General features: G+C 36.5%; 19 protein-coding genes and 1 other annotated feature. Of the genes, 4 read left to right on the forward strand and 15 right to left on the reverse strand.

The window, feature by feature from the left end; translation table 11 throughout:
• Window positions 1-117 precede the first annotated feature (117 nt).
• Window positions 118-1,299, forward strand: a complete 1,182-nt coding sequence (locus tag BMX10_RS09415; protein ID WP_090442916.1) for an MFS transporter — start codon at window positions 118-120, stop codon at window positions 1,297-1,299.
• An 8-nt stretch (window positions 1,300-1,307) separates the two neighbouring features.
• Here the strand turns inward: BMX10_RS09415 and BMX10_RS09420 are convergent, their stop codons facing one another.
• Both BMX10_RS09420 and BMX10_RS09425 read right to left on the reverse strand, forming a co-directional pair.
• Window positions 1,308-2,615: a methyl-accepting chemotaxis protein gene (locus BMX10_RS09420; protein WP_090442919.1), complete on the reverse strand. Its 1,308-nt coding sequence runs from the start codon at window positions 2,613-2,615 to the stop codon at window positions 1,308-1,310.
• A 195-nt stretch (window positions 2,616-2,810) separates the two neighbouring features.
• On the reverse strand, window positions 2,811-3,452 hold the full coding sequence (locus BMX10_RS09425; protein WP_090442921.1) for an HD-GYP domain-containing protein: 642 nt from the start codon (window positions 3,450-3,452) through the stop codon (window positions 2,811-2,813).
• Window positions 3,453-3,736: 284 nt separating this feature from the next.
• Between BMX10_RS09425 and BMX10_RS09430 the strand changes: the two genes are divergently transcribed.
• Window positions 3,737-4,084 (forward strand): helix-turn-helix domain-containing protein, encoded by a 348-nt coding sequence (locus BMX10_RS09430; protein WP_090442924.1) that lies wholly within the window; start codon window positions 3,737-3,739, stop codon window positions 4,082-4,084.
• Between the two features lie 21 nt (window positions 4,085-4,105).
• Here the strand turns inward: BMX10_RS09430 and BMX10_RS18010 are convergent, their stop codons facing one another.
• Both BMX10_RS18010 and BMX10_RS09435 read right to left on the reverse strand, forming a co-directional pair.
• Entirely contained in the window at window positions 4,106-4,282 is a 177-nt protein-coding gene (locus tag BMX10_RS18010; RefSeq protein WP_170834761.1) for a hypothetical protein, read from the reverse strand.
• Between the two features lie 571 nt (window positions 4,283-4,853).
• Entirely contained in the window at window positions 4,854-6,383 is a 1,530-nt protein-coding gene (locus tag BMX10_RS09435) for an ADP-ribosylglycohydrolase family protein (RefSeq protein ID WP_090442927.1), read from the reverse strand.
• 362 nt (window positions 6,384-6,745) lie between these two features.
• Between BMX10_RS09435 and pyrB the strand changes: the two genes are divergently transcribed.
• Window positions 6,746-7,681 carry an aspartate carbamoyltransferase gene (pyrB, locus tag BMX10_RS09440; RefSeq protein WP_090442930.1) on the forward strand — a complete coding sequence of 312 codons (936 nt, stop codon included), beginning with the start codon at window positions 6,746-6,748 and terminating at the stop codon, window positions 7,679-7,681.
• A complete protein-coding gene (locus BMX10_RS09445; protein ID WP_090442932.1) occupies window positions 7,675-8,103 on the forward strand; it encodes an aspartate carbamoyltransferase regulatory subunit in 429 nt (142 codons plus the stop codon). The genes pyrB and BMX10_RS09445 overlap by 7 nt, the downstream gene beginning before the upstream one ends.
• Window positions 8,104-8,401: 298 nt before the next feature.
• On the opposite strand, the gene proC is transcribed toward BMX10_RS09445, so the two are convergent.
• The 11 genes from proC to prdA form a co-directional block, all read right to left on the reverse strand.
• Window positions 8,402-9,220, reverse strand: coding sequence for a pyrroline-5-carboxylate reductase (gene proC, locus BMX10_RS09450; RefSeq protein WP_408633593.1), 819 nt, complete (start codon window positions 9,218-9,220; stop codon window positions 8,402-8,404).
• A 4-nt stretch (window positions 9,221-9,224) separates the two neighbouring features.
• Window positions 9,225-10,019 carry a glutamate 5-kinase gene (gene proB / locus BMX10_RS09455; protein WP_090442938.1) on the reverse strand — a complete coding sequence of 265 codons (795 nt, stop codon included), beginning with the start codon at window positions 10,017-10,019 and terminating at the stop codon, window positions 9,225-9,227.
• A 9-nt stretch (window positions 10,020-10,028) separates the two neighbouring features.
• A complete protein-coding gene (locus tag BMX10_RS09460; RefSeq protein ID WP_090442940.1) occupies window positions 10,029-11,270 on the reverse strand; it encodes a glutamate-5-semialdehyde dehydrogenase in 1,242 nt (413 codons plus the stop codon).
• A gap of 48 nt (window positions 11,271-11,318) precedes the next feature.
• Window positions 11,319-11,521: a binding site (T-box leader), on the reverse strand.
• A gap of 66 nt (window positions 11,522-11,587) precedes the next feature.
• Complete coding sequence (locus tag BMX10_RS09465; protein ID WP_090442943.1) at window positions 11,588-13,606, reverse strand: methyl-accepting chemotaxis protein; 2,019 nt, start codon at window positions 13,604-13,606, stop codon at window positions 11,588-11,590.
• 180 nt (window positions 13,607-13,786) lie between these two features.
• The gene (locus tag BMX10_RS09470; protein WP_408633595.1) at window positions 13,787-14,650 is read right to left on the reverse strand and encodes a TSUP family transporter; all 864 of its coding nucleotides are present in this window, start codon (window positions 14,648-14,650) and stop codon (window positions 13,787-13,789) included.
• Between the two features lie 44 nt (window positions 14,651-14,694).
• A complete protein-coding gene (locus BMX10_RS09475; RefSeq protein ID WP_090442948.1) occupies window positions 14,695-15,699 on the reverse strand; it encodes a proline racemase in 1,005 nt (334 codons plus the stop codon).
• A 1-nt stretch (window position 15,700) separates the two neighbouring features.
• Window positions 15,701-16,168 carry a glycine/sarcosine/betaine reductase component B subunit gene (locus tag BMX10_RS09480; RefSeq protein ID WP_090442951.1) on the reverse strand — a complete coding sequence of 156 codons (468 nt, stop codon included), beginning with the start codon at window positions 16,166-16,168 and terminating at the stop codon, window positions 15,701-15,703.
• A gap of 13 nt (window positions 16,169-16,181) precedes the next feature.
• Entirely contained in the window at window positions 16,182-16,946 is a 765-nt protein-coding gene (gene prdD, locus BMX10_RS09485) for a proline reductase cluster protein PrdD (protein WP_090442954.1), read from the reverse strand.
• Between the two features lie 78 nt (window positions 16,947-17,024).
• A complete protein-coding gene (prdB, locus tag BMX10_RS09490; RefSeq protein WP_090442959.1) occupies window positions 17,025-17,753 on the reverse strand; it encodes a D-proline reductase (dithiol) protein PrdB in 729 nt (242 codons plus the stop codon).
• On the reverse strand, window positions 17,753-18,010 hold the full coding sequence (locus tag BMX10_RS09495) for a CBO2463/CBO2479 domain-containing protein (RefSeq protein ID WP_090442962.1): 258 nt from the start codon (window positions 18,008-18,010) through the stop codon (window positions 17,753-17,755). Before BMX10_RS09495 ends, prdB begins: the two co-directional genes overlap by 1 nt.
• Window positions 18,011-18,065: 55 nt before the next feature.
• Window positions 18,066-19,943: a D-proline reductase (dithiol) proprotein PrdA gene (prdA, locus tag BMX10_RS09500; RefSeq protein WP_090442965.1), complete on the reverse strand. Its 1,878-nt coding sequence runs from the start codon at window positions 19,941-19,943 to the stop codon at window positions 18,066-18,068.
• Between the last annotated feature and the right edge of the window lie 34 nt (window positions 19,944-19,977).

Here is a 19,977-nt window from a genome sequence, read left to right on the forward strand (position 1 = left end):
ATCTTCTCCTAAAATAGCTTTTAATATGCTTTTCATAGAGAGGATTTTTTGCCCATACTTTGTCTATACTAGATTTATGTTAAGGATCATACTATATCTAGTTTAGGAGTTGTAAGTATGTTTGGTATGCCTGGCCATATGAAGCTGAAAAAAGATATATGGGTATTATTATCTTCTATATTGATTATCCATTTAGCAGCTTATTTAATTGTACCTATTTTCCCTATATTATTGAAAACAGAAAAAAAACTAAACCCTTCGGAGGTGGGCTTAGTTATTGGTGCTGGCTCTCTATTTATTCAACTTGGTAGTATTATAGCTGGTCTTATTGCTGATAGATTAGGAAATAAGATTACTATTATTTTAGGAAATGCTCTACAGTTTATTGCACTCCTTGGTTTAGGATTATCTACCAACACCCTTCCTTTAATTGCTTTTTCAGGATTGAATGGTGTTGGCACAGGTATATACGTACCTACTGCAAAATCAGCAATCTCTTATCTAGCAACTCAAGAGGAAGCAACCACCGCATTCTCCTTAAGGGCGGTAGCCGCAAATATAGGCACTAGTATCGCAGGAATTTTTGTCTTATTTATAGCCACAAATATGAACTTTTTTGTTGGAGGGATCATTTACGGTATTCTCATCGTTATATCTTGGATTCTTTTGCCTAAGGGTTGTGGAGACCAGCCTTGTCCCTCTCTGCCTTTAAGGGATTATATAAATATTTTTAAACATAAAACTTTTGTAATTTTTAGTCTCATCTCTGCGTTAATCTGGGGAATCCATACCCAGTTAGCTCTATTGCTTCCCTTAAGAGGAGAGGCTATATTAGGAAATGTCAATAAAATAGGAATCATTTGGACCATCACCAGTATCATTGTAATTCTTTTGCAATCGATGATCTCAAGAGGTTTTTTAGAAAAACGCTCCCCCATGTTATCCTTAGTCATCGGGACAGCTTTGTTGGGAATTGGTATTACCCTTATTGGCTGGTCTAACACCTTTGTATCCTTAATCATCTACTCCATTATCTTTATTTTTGGACAAATGTTTATGATGCCTACTATGGATAATATAACAAAGCTGATAGCAGATCCTAGTCTTTTAGGAGCTTATTTCGCCGTAGCCAACCTAGCCTCCGGTGTGGGGGGAGCATTTGGAGCCTTTGCAAGTGGAAGATTAGTAGATCTCTATGGAATAGTAGATTCACCTATTCCTTGGGTTACCTATGGCATCTTAAGTGTAGTTACTGTACTTTTGCTGCAATTACCTAGTATGCGGAAGATTAAAGCTTAATCGAAGGATTATTTCGTCTTAAATTGTGCAACCAGCTGACCTAGTTCTTTACCGATTGCCGATAAATCCTGGGTAAGGCTTGTCATTTTCTTAAACTGACCTCTTTGTTCTTCTGTGCTGCCAGCCACTTCTTCAGTAACTGCTGCTGATTCTTCTACCACCGCTGAGATTTCCTGGATATTCGCAGCAATCTCTTGACTTATACCAGCTAAATCACTAGATAGATTATTCAATTCTTTTACTTGATCATTGCTTTCTATAGTGCCATCAATAATGCTAGTAAATGCTTCCTGAGTTTTTTCTGCTGTTTCTATACCCTTTTTCACTTCTTTTTCCGCATAAATCATTAATTTGACAGCTTCATCAGTGTGTCTCTGGGTATTTTCTATCAAGTTTTTAATATTTCCTGTTGCTTCTTGGGAATGCTCTGCTAATTTTCTAATTTCTTCTGCGACTACTGCAAACCCCTTTCCAGCTTCTCCAGCACGCGCTGATTCTATAGCAGCGTTTAGAGCCAAAAGATTGGTTTGTACAGCAATATTATTTATCATTTCTACTATTTGTGCCATCTCATGAGCATCTACTTTGAGTGTATGAATATTATTTCCTAGATCATTTGTAAGGGTATCAATCTCCCTCATGACCTCAATATTCTCTTTTACTGCTTTATTTCCTACTTCAGCTTTCTCCATCACTGTATCTGTTGATTCATCTAGCATTTTTATTTTTTCATCAATGTTTTGTATGCTTTTCACCATTTCGTCTACAGCATTTCCAATGTCCCCAACACTTTGGCTTTGTTCATTGGCTCCATTAGCTAGTTCCTGTGTGTTTTTAGATATAGCTTCGGTTACACCATCTAATTCTTCAGCTCTATTGGCTAATTCATGGGAGGTGGAGGTTATTCTTATGGTAGCATTCTGTATTTCTTCGACTAATGCCTTCAAATTATTCATTGTATGATTAAAGATATCTGAAAGCTGTCCAAACTCATCTTTTCTTTTAATCTGTATTTTTTCTGTAAGATTATTCTCCCCTATCCTTTTCCCTAGCTCAGTCAGATTATTTAGAGGCTGCTTTATAAATAACTTGATGATCAAGAAGGCTACCCATCCAGCTAAAAGAATAGAAACCACTGTGGATAATATGTTTGCTAGCAATATATTACTTACCATTTGTGATGCATATTGTATAAAAATTGAGTTTCCTGTATTTACTATAGTAAAGGCCACAATAATAAAAACAGTCAACTTAAACTGTATACCTAATCTAACTCTTCTCACGTTTTTCATCTTGGAAATATTAACATTAGCCATTCAAAATCCCTCCCAAAGTAAAATAGATAGTAAGCTTTAAATCTAAAGTACGCCATATATCTCAAGACATGAGATTTTTATAGTAAGGCTATGTACTTCCTTAAAACAAGCTTCTAAAGACCTATTGTTCTAGTGACGTTTTTCAAACCTCCCTTCAGCTTTCTAGTTTATTACCATACTTTCAATACTTAGCATTTAAAGTTTCATTAGTTGTTGTTTCTTCCAGTTAACTGTATTTCCTTTAAGAGTTTTATGTAATATACTATTTAGCAGACTATGACTGCTATCGAATAGGTCTTTTTCAATTTCATTTCCCTTCATATCTTCCATGACTTCTAATGCATTTGTAATTTTATAGTTTCTGTAAGCTCTTGGTTGTGTAATAGCATCAAAAATATCAGCTATCCTAATAATACGGCTAGGTAAAGGAATATCTTCTCCTGCTATCCTATCGGGATAACCTGACCCATCCCAATTTTCATGATGATATCTTATTATTTTTCCTATCTCTATATTTTTGCTATTCAAGGATGCCATACTTAAGAATAATTCTTGAGAGTAAATTGAATGTTTCTTCATGATTTCCCATTCATTGGGAGATAGCTTACCCTTCTTATTTAAAACAGATTGTGGAATTTTACTTTTTCCTATATCATGAAATAGTGCAGCTTGGTATAGACTTTGCTTCTCCATAAATGACAGTTCCATATCCTCTGCTATCTCTAATGCAATTCTTGCTACATTGGTAGAATGTATGAAAAAATCTAAAGAAAAGCCTTGATCTGTAATAATATCACTACAGGACAATACAAATCCTTCTCCTATCCTCTCCTCCATAAAATCCGCTCCTTAGAATAAGTTATGTCTTTTAATGCAATACTTAATGAAAAAGGACAAATAATTTAATCTCTAACAAAATTCACCATATTTTTCTATGCTTTTACAATAATAAACAATATCTAATACAATTGTATGTTATTGACAGAAAAGTGTCAATTCCTTTAGCATTGTTTTTTGTATCCACAGAATTATTATTCAATTCTTTTAGAATTTTTTTTAGTTCTTTAGGTTCATAGAAATATGTCCTTTATCTGATAAAGTTATAGTGAGGTGATCTAACTATGATCAATTATATATCTATAGGGAAGAAGATTCGTCAAGAACGAATGATGAGGAATTTTACACTGGAACAGCTGGCAGAGATATTAGACCTGTCGCCTTCTTATATGGGATTAATAGAACGGGGCCAGAGGGGAATTAGTATCGAAACCTTATGCAAGCTTTCAATTGCATTTAATGTTAGTACTGATTATCTGCTTTTTTCTAATGATATTGAAGAGGTAGCTAAAAATAACGTCATAAAAGATATCCTTCATCAGAAAATTCTTAGTTATATTGATAAGTACTCTGAGGAGGATTTAAAATTTTTATTAGAATTTTTACAATTAAAAAGTAAATATGATACTTAATATCAATGCTTGTGCAGGGGGCTATTCCCCCCCTGATTCATCTTCTTTTTTTTCTAATTCAATGGCGCTAACAACCCTATCTAGGATTTCATTTAATTCGTACTGACCACTGGTTATATCATCTTGTAGGTGAACTTTTATTCTGACATCATCATGGGCAAACATTTTTAATATTGAGACTATGTTTTTTTCTTGCATGGTATCACCTCCTATTAGCATCACTATAAAATAAAGTGAATATAGATTATAGCTTTTTATAATTTTATTGAATTTTCAAATTATATCCAATTAAAGCTCCCACAGGAGCTGCCCATATAAAGAATGTAAGCGTTTAAATCTCCTCTTTGCCTGTATTATAATGGGTATCGTGTTCGATAAAAAAAGTAGTTTAAATTAAAGTTATAGATAAGCAACCCCATGATTGAATAAATAATGCTAAGCGGTACATTTGCAGAACATGACCATAACTCCCAGTGAATGTAGATGAGAAATACGTTAAGCAATCTGTATGTTTGAGGGTACCGAGTTTGCAGATTGTAGGATTTTTCATCGAAGTGAGCTGTAGGAGTTACTCATGGGCGAAACCGTAACGTGTGTATTATTTATTTAAACTCAAAATCGCTTATCTATAATAATTTCAATAAATGAAGTAGGAGTAAAGACCTAGAAATGAACTATTATATTCCTGTTGACCAATATAAAAAACTTGAAGATTGTCATCATCTTCAAGTTTTTTGTATTGTAATAATCAACTTTTGTTCATCCTATCTTATTTTTTCTTGTTATTCTTTTTTATACTAGTAATTGCATCTATCACTTCTCTGCCTATTTCGTACTCTGGTGCTATTTCTACGGAGCGCCGAGCATATTTTTCTGCTCTATCTAGATCATCAAGGTTTAAATAGGTGATAGCTAGGTCACATAAAATCACTGGATGGTTCAAATCATAGGCCAATGCTTTTTTAAAGCATCTTAATGCATCCTCATAGGCTTCCTTCCCTAAAAAGTGTGTTCCAAGTCCTTCGTAGGCTTCGATGATGTGGAGCTTTATCTTTTCATTTTTCTTAATATCTGGATAGGCTCCTATCAAGTCCTCAAAATGTTTCACTGCCAGCTGGAATTCTTCTTGTTTATTGTATTTTATTCCCTCCCACATCAACTTGTCTATTTCGTCCTGCGACTTTGCTTCAGTAATATTTTCTCGCATTCTTCTATAGGGGTTGTTATTTCTGTTTTTTAAGGATAATTCAAATAATCTATCGGATAATGCCATCATTTCCTCAAGATTTTTTAGCTTGTTAATATATCCCTTTGGAATGTTATTAAATCCTAAGTAAGCCCCAGCTAAGGTTAAAGCTATGCTGGCTACAGTATCTGTGTCATTTACCAAAAGACATTGCTTCAATATTTTTTCGTAATCATTAGGGCTTTTTAAAAAGACAAACAAAGCAAAGGGTAAGGATTCCAATACATAGGCTCCACTTCCCCATTTTTCTCTTACTTCCTCAACTGACAAATCTTTTTCTATAGCTTCCATTAAGTCTATACTTATTCTAGTATATAAATTGGCAATTTGACTATTTTTTCTGGTACGATAAACTTGGGTTTCAATCCCTTTTATGCTTTTTCCACATGCAGTGACAAAGCTCAGTAAATCCTCCTTTTCCTTCAAGCCAAAGGGTGGTATATTGGCGAGATATGCTATTCCAGTGGAGTGGGCTATGCTGGATGCAATAGCCATCTGATCCATATGGGTGATTACTGCCTGTATTCCCGCCATAAGCTTTAGGGAAGTAAAATCTCCATAATTTATCAATGCTATGGGGGCACAGCGCATAGCAGCCCCATTCCCAGCTGATTCTGCTCCACTTTTATACCATTCAATTTTTCTGTCACGGTAATTGACAACAAATTCTTTAGTGGAGTTACCCATATGGGTTATACGCTGGCGGATAAATCGGTTTGCAATATCCTCCGGACTAAAGCTCTGATGGATAATCAGTGATTCTGACAGCATTATGGTCATTTCTGTATCATCCGTTATATTTAAGGATGCAGCATACTTATCTCCTTTTAAAAAATTGTTAATGTGTTCTACTTCCTTAGGAAGCAGTCCCTCTAAATAACTACCATAAGCATCACCTAAAGCAAGGCTTATCATGGCTCCTTTGATTTTATCTCTATATTCAATGCTTGATATAGGAATTAAGTCTACATTTTCATTGTATTCCATAAAATTAGGCATGTTTGCCTCTAGGATCAGGAAGTTATATATTTCATCTAATAATAAACCATACATACTGAACACCTCATAAAATTATTTCTTTCCAATGACTCATAAAGAATGTATTCTACAAAAGATGCGTTTTTCCTCCTAAATATCCCCTTCGTAAACCTATTGACTTTTTATTTTTGTAGTGATATAGTGGAGAAAATAAATAAACAGAGCCTTTAATTCGGTCCCGAGAGACTGAGAAGGAATAGTGCTTAGTGTGACATCTATGCTTGTATTTACTATACCCTTCGGTCTTGGACCGGAGGGTATTATTTGTTTTGAATGGGAAATAATAAGTTTTGTTATTGAAATACCTTTAATTTAGTCCTGAGAGACTGAAAAGGGAGTGACCAACTCCTAATCTTAAAAAACAAGGAGGAAATAGAATGAGTTTAATAGGCCGACATCTTATTGACCCAAATGATTTAACCTTAGAAGAAACTCAGCAGATTATTGATTTAGGTTTGAAAATTTATAAAAATCCTGCTGATTATGCAGATGTTTGCAAAGGAAAGATACTTGGTACTTTATTTTATGAACCCAGCACCCGTACTCGATTAAGCTTTGAATCTGCTATGCTTAGATTGGGAGGAACCATTTTAGGCTTTTCCGATGCTAACACCAGTGCTGTAAAAAAAGGTGAGAGCATTGCTGATACCATTCGTGTTCTAGATGACTATGCAGATATTTTAGTAATGAGACATCCTCGAGAGGGTGCTCCTAAACTAGCTTCTCAATATTCTACAGTATCCTTGATTAATGGTGGTGATGGTGGCCATCAGCATCCCACCCAAACCCTAACTGATCTTATCACCATACAAAACTATAAAGGCAAGTTAGAGAACTTAAAGGTTGCCTTTTGTGGAGATTTATTGTTTGGTCGAACCGTCCACTCTTTATTGAAATCCTTAAGTAGATACCCCAATATGAGCTTTATCTTGATATCTCCACCAGAATTAAAAATTCCCTATCATTTAAAGGATGAAATCCTTCATAATCATAATGTAGAGATTATCGAGACCAATTCTCTTGAAACCTATATGCCCGAAATAGATATTCTCTATATGACCAGAATTCAAAAAGAACGATTTTTTAACGAAGAAGAATATGTAAAATTAAAGGATAGCTTTATTCTTTCTAGAGACAAGCTAGAGAATGCAAAAAAAGATATGCTGGTATTACATCCATTGCCAAGAGTAAATGAAATCAGCTATGATGTAGATCTTGATCCTAGAGGAAAATACTTTGAACAAGCTAAGCTAGGTGTTTATGTTCGAATGGCCTTAATTTCACTACTTTTGGGGGTGATTGAACCATGTTAAAGGTAACAAGTATTCAAAAAGGGATTGTAATCGATCATATTACATGTGGAAAGGGATTAAAGATTTTCCAAAAACTTAATTTAGACAAAATAGATGCTCCATCAGTTTTACTTATGAAGGTACCCAGTGAAAAGCTTGGAAAGAAAGATATTATAAAAATCCAAGATCATTTAGACATAGATTTTACCATTCTCGGTTTGATAGATCCAAACATAACAATCAATATCATCGAAAATGATAAAATTGTTGAAAAGAAAGATTTAAAAATTCCTAAACAAGTCACTGGGATGTTTAAGTGTAAAAACCCTCGCTGTATCACTACTGTTGATGATTATGTAGAGCCAGAGTTTACTTTGGTGCCTAATGGTAAAATACAGTATCGTTGCAGTTATTGTGAGGAGTTAACTGAGTATAGATTATAGAAATAACTAAAGGGCGGGTATAAAAACCCGCCCTCAGAATGAAGACAAAGTCTGAAACTTACTTGCAAACCCGATTTTTAGAACTTAAGAAAATGATTAGCGAAGTTAAAATAAAAAGAGCGTAAGATAATTAGATAAGAGTTTTCAACTGTTTGAGCGAAGCGAGTTTTGAAAACTCCTGATTATCTTTAAGCTCATTCCAACCTTGGTCCTGAGCGGATTTGCGTAGTTCTAAAAATGTTAGGGTTTGTCTACAAGCTGAGGGCGGGTATAAAAACCCGCCCTTTCTTGTTGCTATTTATTTGCCCGACATTTTTTTCGCTTTGGCTGTACATGCCTCCATAGCTTCTATAACGCTACCTCTAAAGCTGTTCTGCTCTAGTGCATAGACTGCTTCTATCGTGGTTCCTCCAGGAGAACAAACCTGATCCTTTAATTCGCCAGGATGCTTTCCTGATTCCAAAACCATTTTTGCTGCTCCCATCACTGCTTGGGCAGCATATTTATATGCCTTTTCTCTTGGCATTCCCTGCAGCACTGCACCATCTGCTAAAGCTTCAATAAACATATATACATAGGCTGGACTGCTGCCGCTTACAGCTGGTATCATATCCATCAGGCTTTCATGAATAACATCAACTTTCCCTATGCTTTGAAATAGGGTGATGATTTCCTCCAATTCCTCCTGACTAACCTGATGATTTGGAGCAACTGCCGTCATACCTTCTCCTACAAATACAGGTGTATTGGGCATGGTCCTAACAATTTTCATTGGAGAATAAAAGTGTTTTTGTATTTCCTTGATACTTACTCCAGCAGCAATTGATACTATAATTTGATTTTTTGAAATATCACCCTTTATCTCCTCTAACACAGCTCCATAGATATTGGGTTTTACTGCTAAAATAATAATATCGGCATTGCTGATGATTTCACTATTGCTTTTACATAGATTGATGTTGTAGTTTGCAGCCATTTCTTCAGCTTTTTCTATGGCTTTATCGCTGACATATATTTTTTTATTGATGTCTTTAAAGCTGTTGACGATTCCCTGCACCATAGCATTGGCCATATTTCCAGTTCCTATAAAACCAATGGTTTTGTTCAACGTAATCACCTCTTTAGTTTTTTGGCCAAAAAATTGTTGCTTTTTCTTTGTCCTCTAATAATTTTAATAAAATGTTTTCCTTCTTTCCATTCGTTAGAATCATAGGTATACCATAGTCATTTACTGTTCTTGCCGCTTCTATCTTTGTTGATATACCTCCCGTCCCAAAGCTGTTTACATCGCCAATCTCTATATTCTTTATTAGCTGATTAATACTTTTTACTTCCTCCACAAGCTTAGCACTCTTGTTCTCCTTAGGATTTTTATCATAGATGCCGTCGATATCACTAAAGAGTATAAGTAAATCTGCATTCCAGAGATTTGCCGTCAAAGCCGCTAGGGTATCATTATCTCCAATCCTTATTTCATCTACACTGACAGTATCATTTTCATTGACAACGGGTACAACACCTTCGTCTACCAGCGTAAAAAGAGTATTCCTGATATTTAACGTTCTGTGTGCATCACAAAAATCTTCTCTTGTTAACAGCATCTGACCAATGTGCAGCTGCTGGGTTTCAAATGCCTTTCTATAGGCATCCATTAGCTCTACCTGTCCTATGGCACATAAAGCCTGTTTATAATGCATATCTTCCTTACGCATCCATTTTCCTATTGTGGATACTCCTGCAATCCTTGCTCCTGAAGAAACAATTACAATCTGCTTTCCCTGCTTCATTAAGAAGTTTACTTGTTTTGCAAGACCTTGTAAAAACTCTCTGCAGATAGTTCCATCTGCATTAGCTATGGTATTACTGCCGATCTTGATGACAATCTTTTTACTGTTTTTTATTAGTTCAGCTATCATAAAATTTCACTACCCTCTGATTTGCCCATTTCCGACAATCGTATATTTTATTGTTACTAATTCATCTAGCCCCATTGGTCCTCTAGCATGCATCTTTTGGGTGCTGATTCCCATTTCTCCGCCAAAGCCAAATTCTCCTCCATCAGTAAACCTAGTAGAGGCGTTGACATATACAGTGGCCGCGTCCACCTGTCTGAGAAAGCTATTGGCATTGGTGAGATTTTCTGTTAGTATTGCTTCCGAATGCTTTGTACCATATTGATTGATGTGTTCTATTGCATCCTCTAATCCTGCTACTACTTTAACTGCTAAAATATAGTCTAGATACTCCTCAGCCCAATCTTCCTCTGTGGCAGGTTTTGCATCAATAATCTCTTTTGCAATACTACAGCCCCTCATCTCTACCTTATGGCTAATTCTTTCATATAGCTTTGGTAAGAGATCGCTAGCAACTTCTTTATGCACCAATAGACTTTCACAGGCATTACATACGCCGGGTCGCTGTACCTTAGCGTTTTCTATAATATCTACAGCCTTTTCAATATTAGCACTTTCGTCCACAAAAATATGACAATTTCCTATTCCTGTTTCTATGGTAGGAACAGTAGCATTCTTAACAACCATATCGATTAAATCCTTGCCGCCTCTAGGAATAATCAAATCAATGTATTCATTTAATGTCAGCATTTCCTTTACGACTGCCCTATCAGCATCGTCAATTAAACTAATAACCTCTTCTGATATTGGACTATTCTTCAGACCTTCTTTGATAGCCTTTACCAATGCTCTATTAGAATGTAAAGAGGTAGAGCTTCCCCTAAGAAGAACACAATTCCCACTTTTTAAGGTTAAAGCAAAGGCATCCACAGTTACATTGGGTCTTGACTCATAAATAATTCCGATGACACCTATAGGAACAGTCATTTTGCTAATGGTTAAACCATTTTCCAGGGTCCATACATTATTGCTTTTCCAAACTGGATCCTTTAAATCAATAATCATATGGATACTTTCCACCATGCCGTTGATTCTATCCCTTGTTAATCTTAACCTGTCAATCAAGCTTTCCTTCATGTTGTTCTCTCTAGCTTTTTCAACATCCTTATCATTTGCCTCTAAAATAGTCTCCTGATGTTGTAGTAAGCTTGTTGCCACCTGTTTTAAAGCTTCATTTTTTGATTTTGTATCAGCAATTGCTAAAGCTTCCGATGCTTTTTTTAGCATTTTGCATTGTTTTATGATGGTAGACATATACCTCACTCCTTTACAAATTTTTGTAACAAAAAAACCCTCATCCCTAAAAGGGACGAGAGTTTACCCGCGGTACCACCCAAATTAACCAAATTGGTTCACTTATCGTAATCGTAACGGGATTACCACCGTAATGATTTTATCATCATTTGCTCCAGAGCGGGTTCAAAAGGTTAGTTTATAAGGCTCACACCAATACCTTACTCTCTGCGAAACATTACCTCTTTACTATTCTCCTTCAACACATTTTCCGATGTTATATTTGAAAATCATTATATACAAAAACAAAATAACTGTCAAGGAGTATTTCATATAAACTATATTTTGAATTGGGTAATTAAATGATTTAGTTCATTAACCATTTCATTTAATTGCTCCATGGAAGAAGTGATTTCTTCAACAGAAGCCATTTGTTCCTCGGTGGAAGCTGCCACTTCCTCTGTATTGGCGGCAGTATCTTCAGCAATAAATTTAATATCCTGGATCAATGTTGTGGTATTAGTAAACATTTTGTTTAAATCCATCATAGCTGTTTCAAGATTTTTAAATAAATCTTGATTTTCATTAATAGTGGCTACGATGCCTTCAAAAGAATGCCCAACTCTTTCAACAATTTGCTGTCCCTTGTCTACCTGGCTTGTACTGTCATCAATAGTAATAATTGCAGCTTTGCTTTTTTCTTGAGTTTCTTGAATTAAAGTTGTGATGTTCTCTGCCGATTTTACAGATTGCTCCGCTAGATTTCTTATTTCCTCTGCCACTACTGTAAATCCTTTACCTGCTTCTCCTGCTCTAGCCGCCTCAATTGCCGCATTTAATGCTAAAAGATTGGTTTGATTGGCAATACCATTAATAACATCTACAATTTTCCCTATTTCTTCTGATGTAGCACTTAGATTTTTCATGGTAGTGCTAGAAACATGAGAGGATTCTTTTATGGCTTCTATTTGTTGATTCATCTCCTGCATTTCTTTTCTACTCTTTTGTGCTGATTCCACCATAGACATAGTGGATGTCTTTAAGTCTTCAATATTTCCTACAATATTTTTTATCTTATTGGAAACATCCTCTACATTTTTCTTAACATGATTTGTTTTCTTTACTTGCTCCGAGGCACCTGCTGCTACCTCCTCAGTCGCCTTAGCAATCTGGTCAGATACAGTAGCATTTTGCTGCGCTGAAGCTACAAGCTTATCACTAAAGGAATTCATATTATTGGAGGTAACCATGATTTTTTCTATCATATTCTTTACATTCTTTACCATGATAGAGAAAGAATTCGCTAAGCTTCCAATTTCATCCTTGGACTTCACTTCTATTTCCTCAGTTAAGTCCCCTAAAGCTATTTTGTCTGTTGAAGCAGCCAATAATTTAATGGGCTTTGCAGTCCTTTGTACAGCAATATATATAATTATTATACTCATAATAGCAATTATAGCGGCGACGATTATACTTCTTAGGACCATTTGTCGCACCGCATCTTCAACAGTTGCCACCGATAGACCCATATTAATAGCGCCAGTAATTTCTCCTGCATTATTCTCTATAGGAAGAATCACTTCATAGATATCCATACCTCTTTCCTCTGAAGTGAAGATGCCGGTATGTTCTTGGCCTGCTTCAATGGCTCGTCGTTCTCCCTCATAATTAAAGATCATTCCTACTCTTTCAGGGTTGCTGTGGGCAGTTGCTTCAAAATCCCTATTTACTACAAAAGCGTAGACGACATTTTCCTGCTGACCTATGGATTGTACTATGTTCTGAATGCTAAACCCTTGCCTCATTTCCTCTACAGCATCAGCTGAAATGCCTATTTGCACCGCTCCACTGCCATCTGCTAAGGAAACACCACCATATTTATAATATCTTTGGTCTACCTCACTTTGTCGAATATCCTCAGCTATTTTTTCTCGACTACCTTTCAATACCTGTTGCATGGCATGGCTTTCACCATAGACATAGCCTATATTTGCTGGCATATTAGAATATATTATTTCCCCATTTCCATCAATCACATTGATCTCTTCTAAACCAGTTTTTCTGGACAATTCCTCTAGTGTTTCATCACTATAGCTGTTCATGGCAGCAATACTGAAGGCAGCATCATATAAGTAGTTATTTAGTATATCGTCAACACCTTCATCCATTATTTCCTGCATGTACGCCTGATACTTGATTCCCTCTACCATTTCCTTCCCATTTAACTCCATCAGTTGATAGAGATTGTTCTTAGCCGTTTGAACAGAAAGGAAGGTGATGGAAGTAATGGCTATAATTAAACAAATAATAACATAAGTAAGTATTTTTCTAGCTATAGACTGATTGTTTCTTTTCAACGCCAAATAACCTCCTTTATTTCTTCTATTGTTTTTGTAATAAAGTCATAATAAATCTACAATCCCTATACACGAAAATAGAGTTTCAGAAGCCCTATACATACTTTTATAGTATTTAGGGCTTCTAAAACTCAGTCATGCAACTATTGTATATGAAATTATTTTTAAAGGGCTTTTAAACTACTTTGCTTCAGCCTCCGCTGACTTAGCAGCTGATCTAAGCATTGTTACTGCTGTGTATATAATAACAGCAACTACAAGCCATCTAAGAACATCCATTGGTAATGATGTTACTAAATATGCAGCTACAAATACTGCTGGTACTCCGCCAATTGCAAGACCTAATGCAGCCTTCATATCAAATGCTTTGTTTTTAACAAACTTCACACTAGCTGCAGGCATAAGGTATGCACAAGAACCCATCATGATTGGGAATGCAACTAATGGACTCATCCCTAATGCATAAACTAGTGCCATAGCAGGTGCATAAAGACCAATACCCAATGTCATTAAAGCGCCAAGGATAAAGTTCACTACAACTGCGATCACTAATTTTGCTCCAGTTAATCCAACTGCTTCTCCACCTACTGGCATAAGATCAAGCATTCCTAATAGCATAAATCCAACAGTAACTAATAAAGCGATTCCCATTCCTAGCTGTACCTTTCTCTCAGGTAATCCTGATACGATATCAGCTCCTAAAAAGGCCCCTGCTACTGCTGCGATAAGCATTAACGACAATGTTAATGGTTCAACTTCTACTCTTTGAATAAAGATGAAAGCCATTACAACTACTGGTAAAGTATGTCCTACATTTAAGGTTCCAGGGATAATTCTATCCTGTACCAGCTTTGCTCCCTTAAACCAAGCAGTTGTTGGTGCAAAGGAACCGATTCCTAAAGTATCGAAGAAATTCGTTACAAAACCAACGGCTAATAAATGTGGTGTAGGAGCCCCTGCTTTTTCTTCCTTGATTCCCTTTACCCAAACAATAACAAACCATAATGTGAAAAGTCCTAATACACCTAAAATTACATTTGCCAACATAATAAAAACCTCCTTTTAAATAATTGATATAGTATTATTGCTTATAAACAGAAACCGTATTTCAAAGGATCTTCTGGGTCAATGACAAAATGATTAAATCCAGTAATATATGCACTACCTGTTATTTCTGGTATGATTGCGTCATAGTCACCTACTTTTTCATGTCCCACAATTTTTCCTTTAAATATCGTTCCTGTAATACTCTCATAAACGAATTCTTCTTCTTCACTAAATTGACCCTTAGTAAATAATGTTGCAAGCTTAGCACTGGTTCCTGTACCGCAAGGAGAACGATCCAACTGCCCTTGTCCGAAAATAACAGCATTTTTATAATGAGCTTCTGGATGGGTAGCTTCATCAAAGATTTCTACTAAATCTACTGAGTTAATATGTGATTGTTCTGGATGCTGAACCTTTACAGTACGATTTACAATGTCTCTGATTTGCAGTCCAAGCTTGATCAGTTCATCTGACTGGGCGGTTTCTACCTTAACACCCAATTGCTTTGCATCTATGATTGCAAAAAAGCTTCCGCCAAAGGAAATATCTAAGGTTACCTTTCCAATTTGAGGTACATCTATGGCAACATCTGTTTTGTATAGGAAAGAAGGTACATTGGTAATGGATACTTCCTTCGCTTTACCATTTTCCACTTTTACTCTGGCCTTGATTAAACCTGCTGGAGATTCCATAGTAATAAAGGTGTATGGCTCCTCAACCTTTACCATGCCAGATTCTACAGCTACAGTTGCAGCACCTATAGACCCATGACCGCACATATTTAAGTATCCGCCGCCGTCCATAAAGATAATGCCGAAATCTGCTTCTTCGATTGTGGTATTTGTAATGACAGAACCAAACATATCATTATGTCCTCTAGGCTCATGCATTAAGGAAGTTCTAACATAATCTAAGTTGTCCTCTAAATACTTCTTTTTGTCTGCCATCGTTTTTCCTGGTATTTTTGGAACACCACCTACTATGATTCTTGTAGGCTCTCCCATGGTGTGGGAATCAATGGCGTGAATGCCTTTAATAAATTTCATATTATTCAACCTCCTTCATTTTAAGTTTCAAAAATGCCAACGCTTTTCTTGCATCTAGATAATTAGGGTTGTTTTCTCCCACTACCTCTGTTTCGATGCCTGCTTGGGATTTGTTAAAATCTACAATGGTATCCATATAGTCATTTTTCACTACAAAATTCGCTTGTGTTCCAACGAAGCTTAGTCCTACTACAGGAATGCCTCTGCTGCCAATTTCTTCAATGGTATTGGCATAGTCAACGTGACTATTTCCCCAGCCATCTATAGAAATGATAGTTCCGTCCACCCGCATAGCCTCCAGCCATGCTGCTGTCCGTTTTCCTACAAAGTACTTTTCTTCATTATGCTGAGGTGTTCCAACAATAATGATGCCTACTAGATCGATATCATCATCCTTTGAAACTACATCCAACAGTGGATCTCTAAAATGATGCAAGGTTGTTTCCTTGGTTGATGGTCCTATACCCATTTAATCACCTTCTTTAAGTCATGGCCCTAAGGGCACCATCTCTATATTCATTAGGACTTAATATAATTGGTACATTTCCTAAGTCGATAATAGCTCGTCCCCCGTGAAAACCACTGGGTTCATTAGGAAGTATTTGATTGTCATACATAGCCCCTTGTCCTGCTACCTGTTTAACAATGGCTACCTTTTTCTTGTTTATTTTTGCTTTGTCATAAAACTCATGCTTTTCAGTGTACCGCTTGCCATCTATTTTCTTCAGCTTATCTCTGATACTTTGGATAAAGGTATCACAGACTTTATGTGCTTCTAAAATCGCAGCTCGATTGGTTCCTTGACCTTCCTTTAGGGTAACATCAAAGGAAATAATATAGTCATCCATTGATGGTGTGCCAGCTCTATTTAGATATAATTTCTCCTTTAGTATCCCTTCTGAAGAACCAAATTCAGCTACCTGTGTTCCAGCTTCGTCTACTCCTGTCAGCATCACATATACACCTGTCAACGTATGGGTAATCCCCTCTCCCAGCTTTCCTAAAACCTTAGTTGAGATAGGCATGATATCCATAATGCTATTGGTCCATTGATCATGCTGCTGAGGAGGTATGATTTTAACCTTTATTTCTTTTATGCTTTGGGTTTTTGTTACTATTTTGTCAATTAAGTCCAAAGAAAAGCTCAGGGTTTTGTCATCAATTTTTGTTGTGTTCTCTATCTTTACATTCTTTATATGAAAGGTTTTTATCACCAATCGTCTTAAGGTTTTTTCCTGTTTATTCATTGAATTCACCCTTATTTTCTTGTATATCTAGCCTATCTTTTTTCTTGAGAAGATAGGCTAGATTTTGTTTTATTATGTCTATACTTTTGCTACATACTCATATGGTAGTGGTACAATTTTTCCTGCACTTGGTATTTCAATTAATTGCTTTAAAGAATCCTTGCAAATAGCTTTTTGCATTTCTGGGTTATTTGGTTCTCCAGCATTTGCGCCCATTGGTACCAGTGGAGCTACCGCTCTCGGTGTACCATTTTGTCTAACAACTGGAGGTAAAGCCGCAATGATAATTGTAGGAATCCCCGATTCCTCGATCGCTCTCTGTACAATAACAGCAGAACGGTGGCAGGTACCTCAGCCAGCGGTTAGGAGTACCGCATCTACTTCAGCTTCTTTTAATCGTCTAGCAATTTCTGGTCCTGCTTCTTCTCTAAACTTGGTTTGGTCGCCTCCGCCACCCATGAAACCAAAGTTTACTGGAGAGATAGCTTTGATAAAGCCTTCTTCCACCAATTCTCTTATAGGATCGATTGGGAACATACAGTTGATGTCCTTATTTACATCTCCATTATCATATCCACCATGAGATACCATCATTTCACTCACTGGAGCAGCTCCTGGAATTGCTCTAACCGAAAAATCTCCAGCTAAGTTGAATCTTTTATCAGATTTTAAGTGTACTCCTGCTGCTGTAACTAAGGCTACTGTCATATCCTTTAGCTCTTTTGTTACAGGTGCCCATACTGGCGGAGGAGTAATCGGTACGAATATTTCTGATTGTAGGCCTTTTACTACTGTTAAACTAGCCATTATTCTACCTCCTTCTTTTCTCTATTTCTTTTTTCTATGTTACTGATATATTTTTCATTGATTTCTTCGCTGATGATCTCAACAAAACTCATTCTTAATGCTACTTCTTGTCCTACTTTGATTGGATGATCACTAATCACCATTCTCATAGGAACCTTTAAAAATCCTAATCTACCTTTAAGATCAACAGATATGGCGCCATCATGAACTTCTACTACGATTCCTTCTATATAGATAATCTTGTCTCCATATTTCATCTAATCACCTTTTCCTTTATTACTTTCATCCTTTTTCATGGGTGCCTTTTTCTGTCTACTCTGCTTCGTATATTTCTTTTCTTTTCTTACTCATTGGTAGGACTTGCTCGTTAGCAACTAGCTCTACTTCCTTACCTACCTGTTGCTGAATCATGTCAATGTTACTTTCTTTTACATTGGCATTGTATTTTCTTTCTGGAGCCTTTACTTCTTCTCCAGCAATTGCAGCCTTTAACATTGCTACTGCTCTTACAGCATCTTCTTTGCAAAGAGTGTTGTTTGAAAGAACTTCATTTTCTATACCTTGTGTAGATTTGTTTAAGTCAACCATATACTTCATGTATTTGTTTCCTACAACTAGTGCTCCCTGCTCTGCACAGAAGGACATTCCTACTACTGGTATTTCTCTCATACCTACTTGTTCATGGTGGCTGGCAAAATCAATGTGATTGTTTCCAAAACCTTCAGTGGTGATGAAAGCGCCATCAACATCCATCGCTTCTACAATCATTCCTAGTCTTTCAGAAACATAGAACTTCTCAGAGTTTACTTGTGGAGATCCTACAAAGATAACACCTGCTAAATCTAGTTCTTCATCCATCATTACTTCTGCTACCAATGGCTCTCTCCAATAATGTCTAGAATTCTCTTTGGATGCAGGCCCTATACAGGTTAAAGCATGAATTCCACCATCAAGCACTTCTAGTGGAGAAAGCATTACAGGTACGTTTCCTAAATCTACGTTTGGCTTTCCACCTATAATCCCTACTGGCTCTACAGGAAGGATTAAATTATCATGCATTGCCCCTTGACCCATAACTTCTTTAATAATAACTACCTTCTTTTTGCTTGGTCTTCTATATTGAACCAATTCCTCTTCTTCTACAATTAAGCTTTCATCTGCATTTTTAAGAGCTTCCCTAATTTCTTGAGTAATATAATCTGTAGCTTTATGAGCAGCTAATGGTCCTGGTCTTTCCATGTTGGTGTTTTCTTTTATAACAACCTCTGTTTTGATAAAGATTTCACCTTTGTCAGGTGCACCAGGTCTTCCCCACATGATATTGGCTTCTAGTTCCCCTTCAGAAGAACCAAATTCACCGATTTGTACACCGTTTGCATCTGTTCCAGTTACAACAACTACTACTCCATCAATCACTCTAGTGATACCTTCTCCTAGCTTGCTTTCACCTTCCTTTGTTGCAATCGGCTGAACATCCATGATGGTTTCACTGTACTTACCATAATCTTCTGGAGTAATGATGTCTACTTTGATAGAGTTAACAAGTTTGCTTACATTTACTGCATCATCACAAACATTTTCTCTTATATATAAAGTAGTTCCCTCGATTTTTGTTTCAGGTCCAAATACTACCTTTTCAATTTTGAAATGTTTTTTCACAAGCTTTCTGATGGCTTTCGCCTCTAAAGCTGCCTCTTTTTCCACTTTGGCTGCTGTTGCTGTCTCAACTGGAGTTTCCACTGCTGCTGCAGGCTGTGATACTGTACCCATAGCACCTGCTACAGATAATGGTATTTCTAGGTTGATGTCCTTGCCTTCTCCAATGTGGATTTTTACAACGCCGCCTACAGCTTGCACTACTGGTGCTGCTGCAGCTGCTGGAGCTGGAGCTTCAGCCTTCACTTCCTCTTTTACTTCTTTCTTTTCTTCTGCCATTACTTGCACTCCCTCTAATAAATCAGGTGTTAGTGGTGTTAATGAGTCAATTGTTTTTGTAAGCTTTGCTCCTAAAACCTCCCCTATTTTAAGGCAGTTTTCGGGTATTTGCAATAGTCCTGAATCTTCCAAATCAGGGAAAATTGCTGGATCTTCAAGATTGCTGGCTTCAAGAACTGTTCCTGCTTCTGTTCTACAACATACTACTGCTACATCATTTGCATGCTCCTTCGCAGTCTCTGGAGTTATTGCCATTTAAATCGCCTCCTATCCATATTCTTTCATTAAT

This window comes from Natronincola peptidivorans, assembly GCF_900111615.1.
Lineage (GTDB): Bacteria > Bacillota > Clostridia > Peptostreptococcales > Natronincolaceae > Natronincola_A > Natronincola_A peptidivorans.

What these genes read in the sequence shown, in the direction of transcription:
- BMX10_RS09415 (WP_090442916.1), top strand. Translation starts at nt 118, where the DNA reads ATGTTTGGTATGCCTGGCCATATGAAGCTGAAAAAAGATATATGGGTA.
- BMX10_RS09420 (WP_090442919.1), bottom strand. Translation starts at nt 2,615, where the DNA reads ATGGCTAATGTTAATATTTCCAAGATGAAAAACGTGAGAAGAGTTAGA.
- BMX10_RS09425 (WP_090442921.1), bottom strand. Translation starts at nt 3,452, where the DNA reads ATGGAGGAGAGGATAGGAGAAGGATTTGTATTGTCCTGTAGTGATATT.
- BMX10_RS09430 (WP_090442924.1), top strand. Translation starts at nt 3,737, where the DNA reads ATGATCAATTATATATCTATAGGGAAGAAGATTCGTCAAGAACGAATG.
- BMX10_RS18010 (WP_170834761.1), bottom strand. Translation starts at nt 4,282, where the DNA reads ATGCAAGAAAAAAACATAGTCTCAATATTAAAAATGTTTGCCCATGAT.
- BMX10_RS09435 (WP_090442927.1), bottom strand. Translation starts at nt 6,383, where the DNA reads ATGTATGGTTTATTATTAGATGAAATATATAACTTCCTGATCCTAGAG.
- pyrB (WP_090442930.1), top strand. Translation starts at nt 6,746, where the DNA reads ATGAGTTTAATAGGCCGACATCTTATTGACCCAAATGATTTAACCTTA.
- BMX10_RS09445 (WP_090442932.1), top strand. Translation starts at nt 7,675, where the DNA reads ATGTTAAAGGTAACAAGTATTCAAAAAGGGATTGTAATCGATCATATT.
- proB (WP_090442938.1), bottom strand. Translation starts at nt 10,019, where the DNA reads ATGATAGCTGAACTAATAAAAAACAGTAAAAAGATTGTCATCAAGATC.
- BMX10_RS09460 (WP_090442940.1), bottom strand. Translation starts at nt 11,270, where the DNA reads ATGTCTACCATCATAAAACAATGCAAAATGCTAAAAAAAGCATCGGAA.
- BMX10_RS09475 (WP_090442948.1), bottom strand. Translation starts at nt 15,699, where the DNA reads ATGAAATTTATTAAAGGCATTCACGCCATTGATTCCCACACCATGGGA.
- BMX10_RS09480 (WP_090442951.1), bottom strand. Translation starts at nt 16,168, where the DNA reads ATGGGTATAGGACCATCAACCAAGGAAACAACCTTGCATCATTTTAGA.
- prdD (WP_090442954.1), bottom strand. Translation starts at nt 16,946, where the DNA reads ATGAATAAACAGGAAAAAACCTTAAGACGATTGGTGATAAAAACCTTT.
- BMX10_RS09495 (WP_090442962.1), bottom strand. Translation starts at nt 18,010, where the DNA reads ATGAAATATGGAGACAAGATTATCTATATAGAAGGAATCGTAGTAGAA.
- prdA (WP_090442965.1), bottom strand. Translation starts at nt 19,943, where the DNA reads ATGGCAATAACTCCAGAGACTGCGAAGGAGCATGCAAATGATGTAGCA.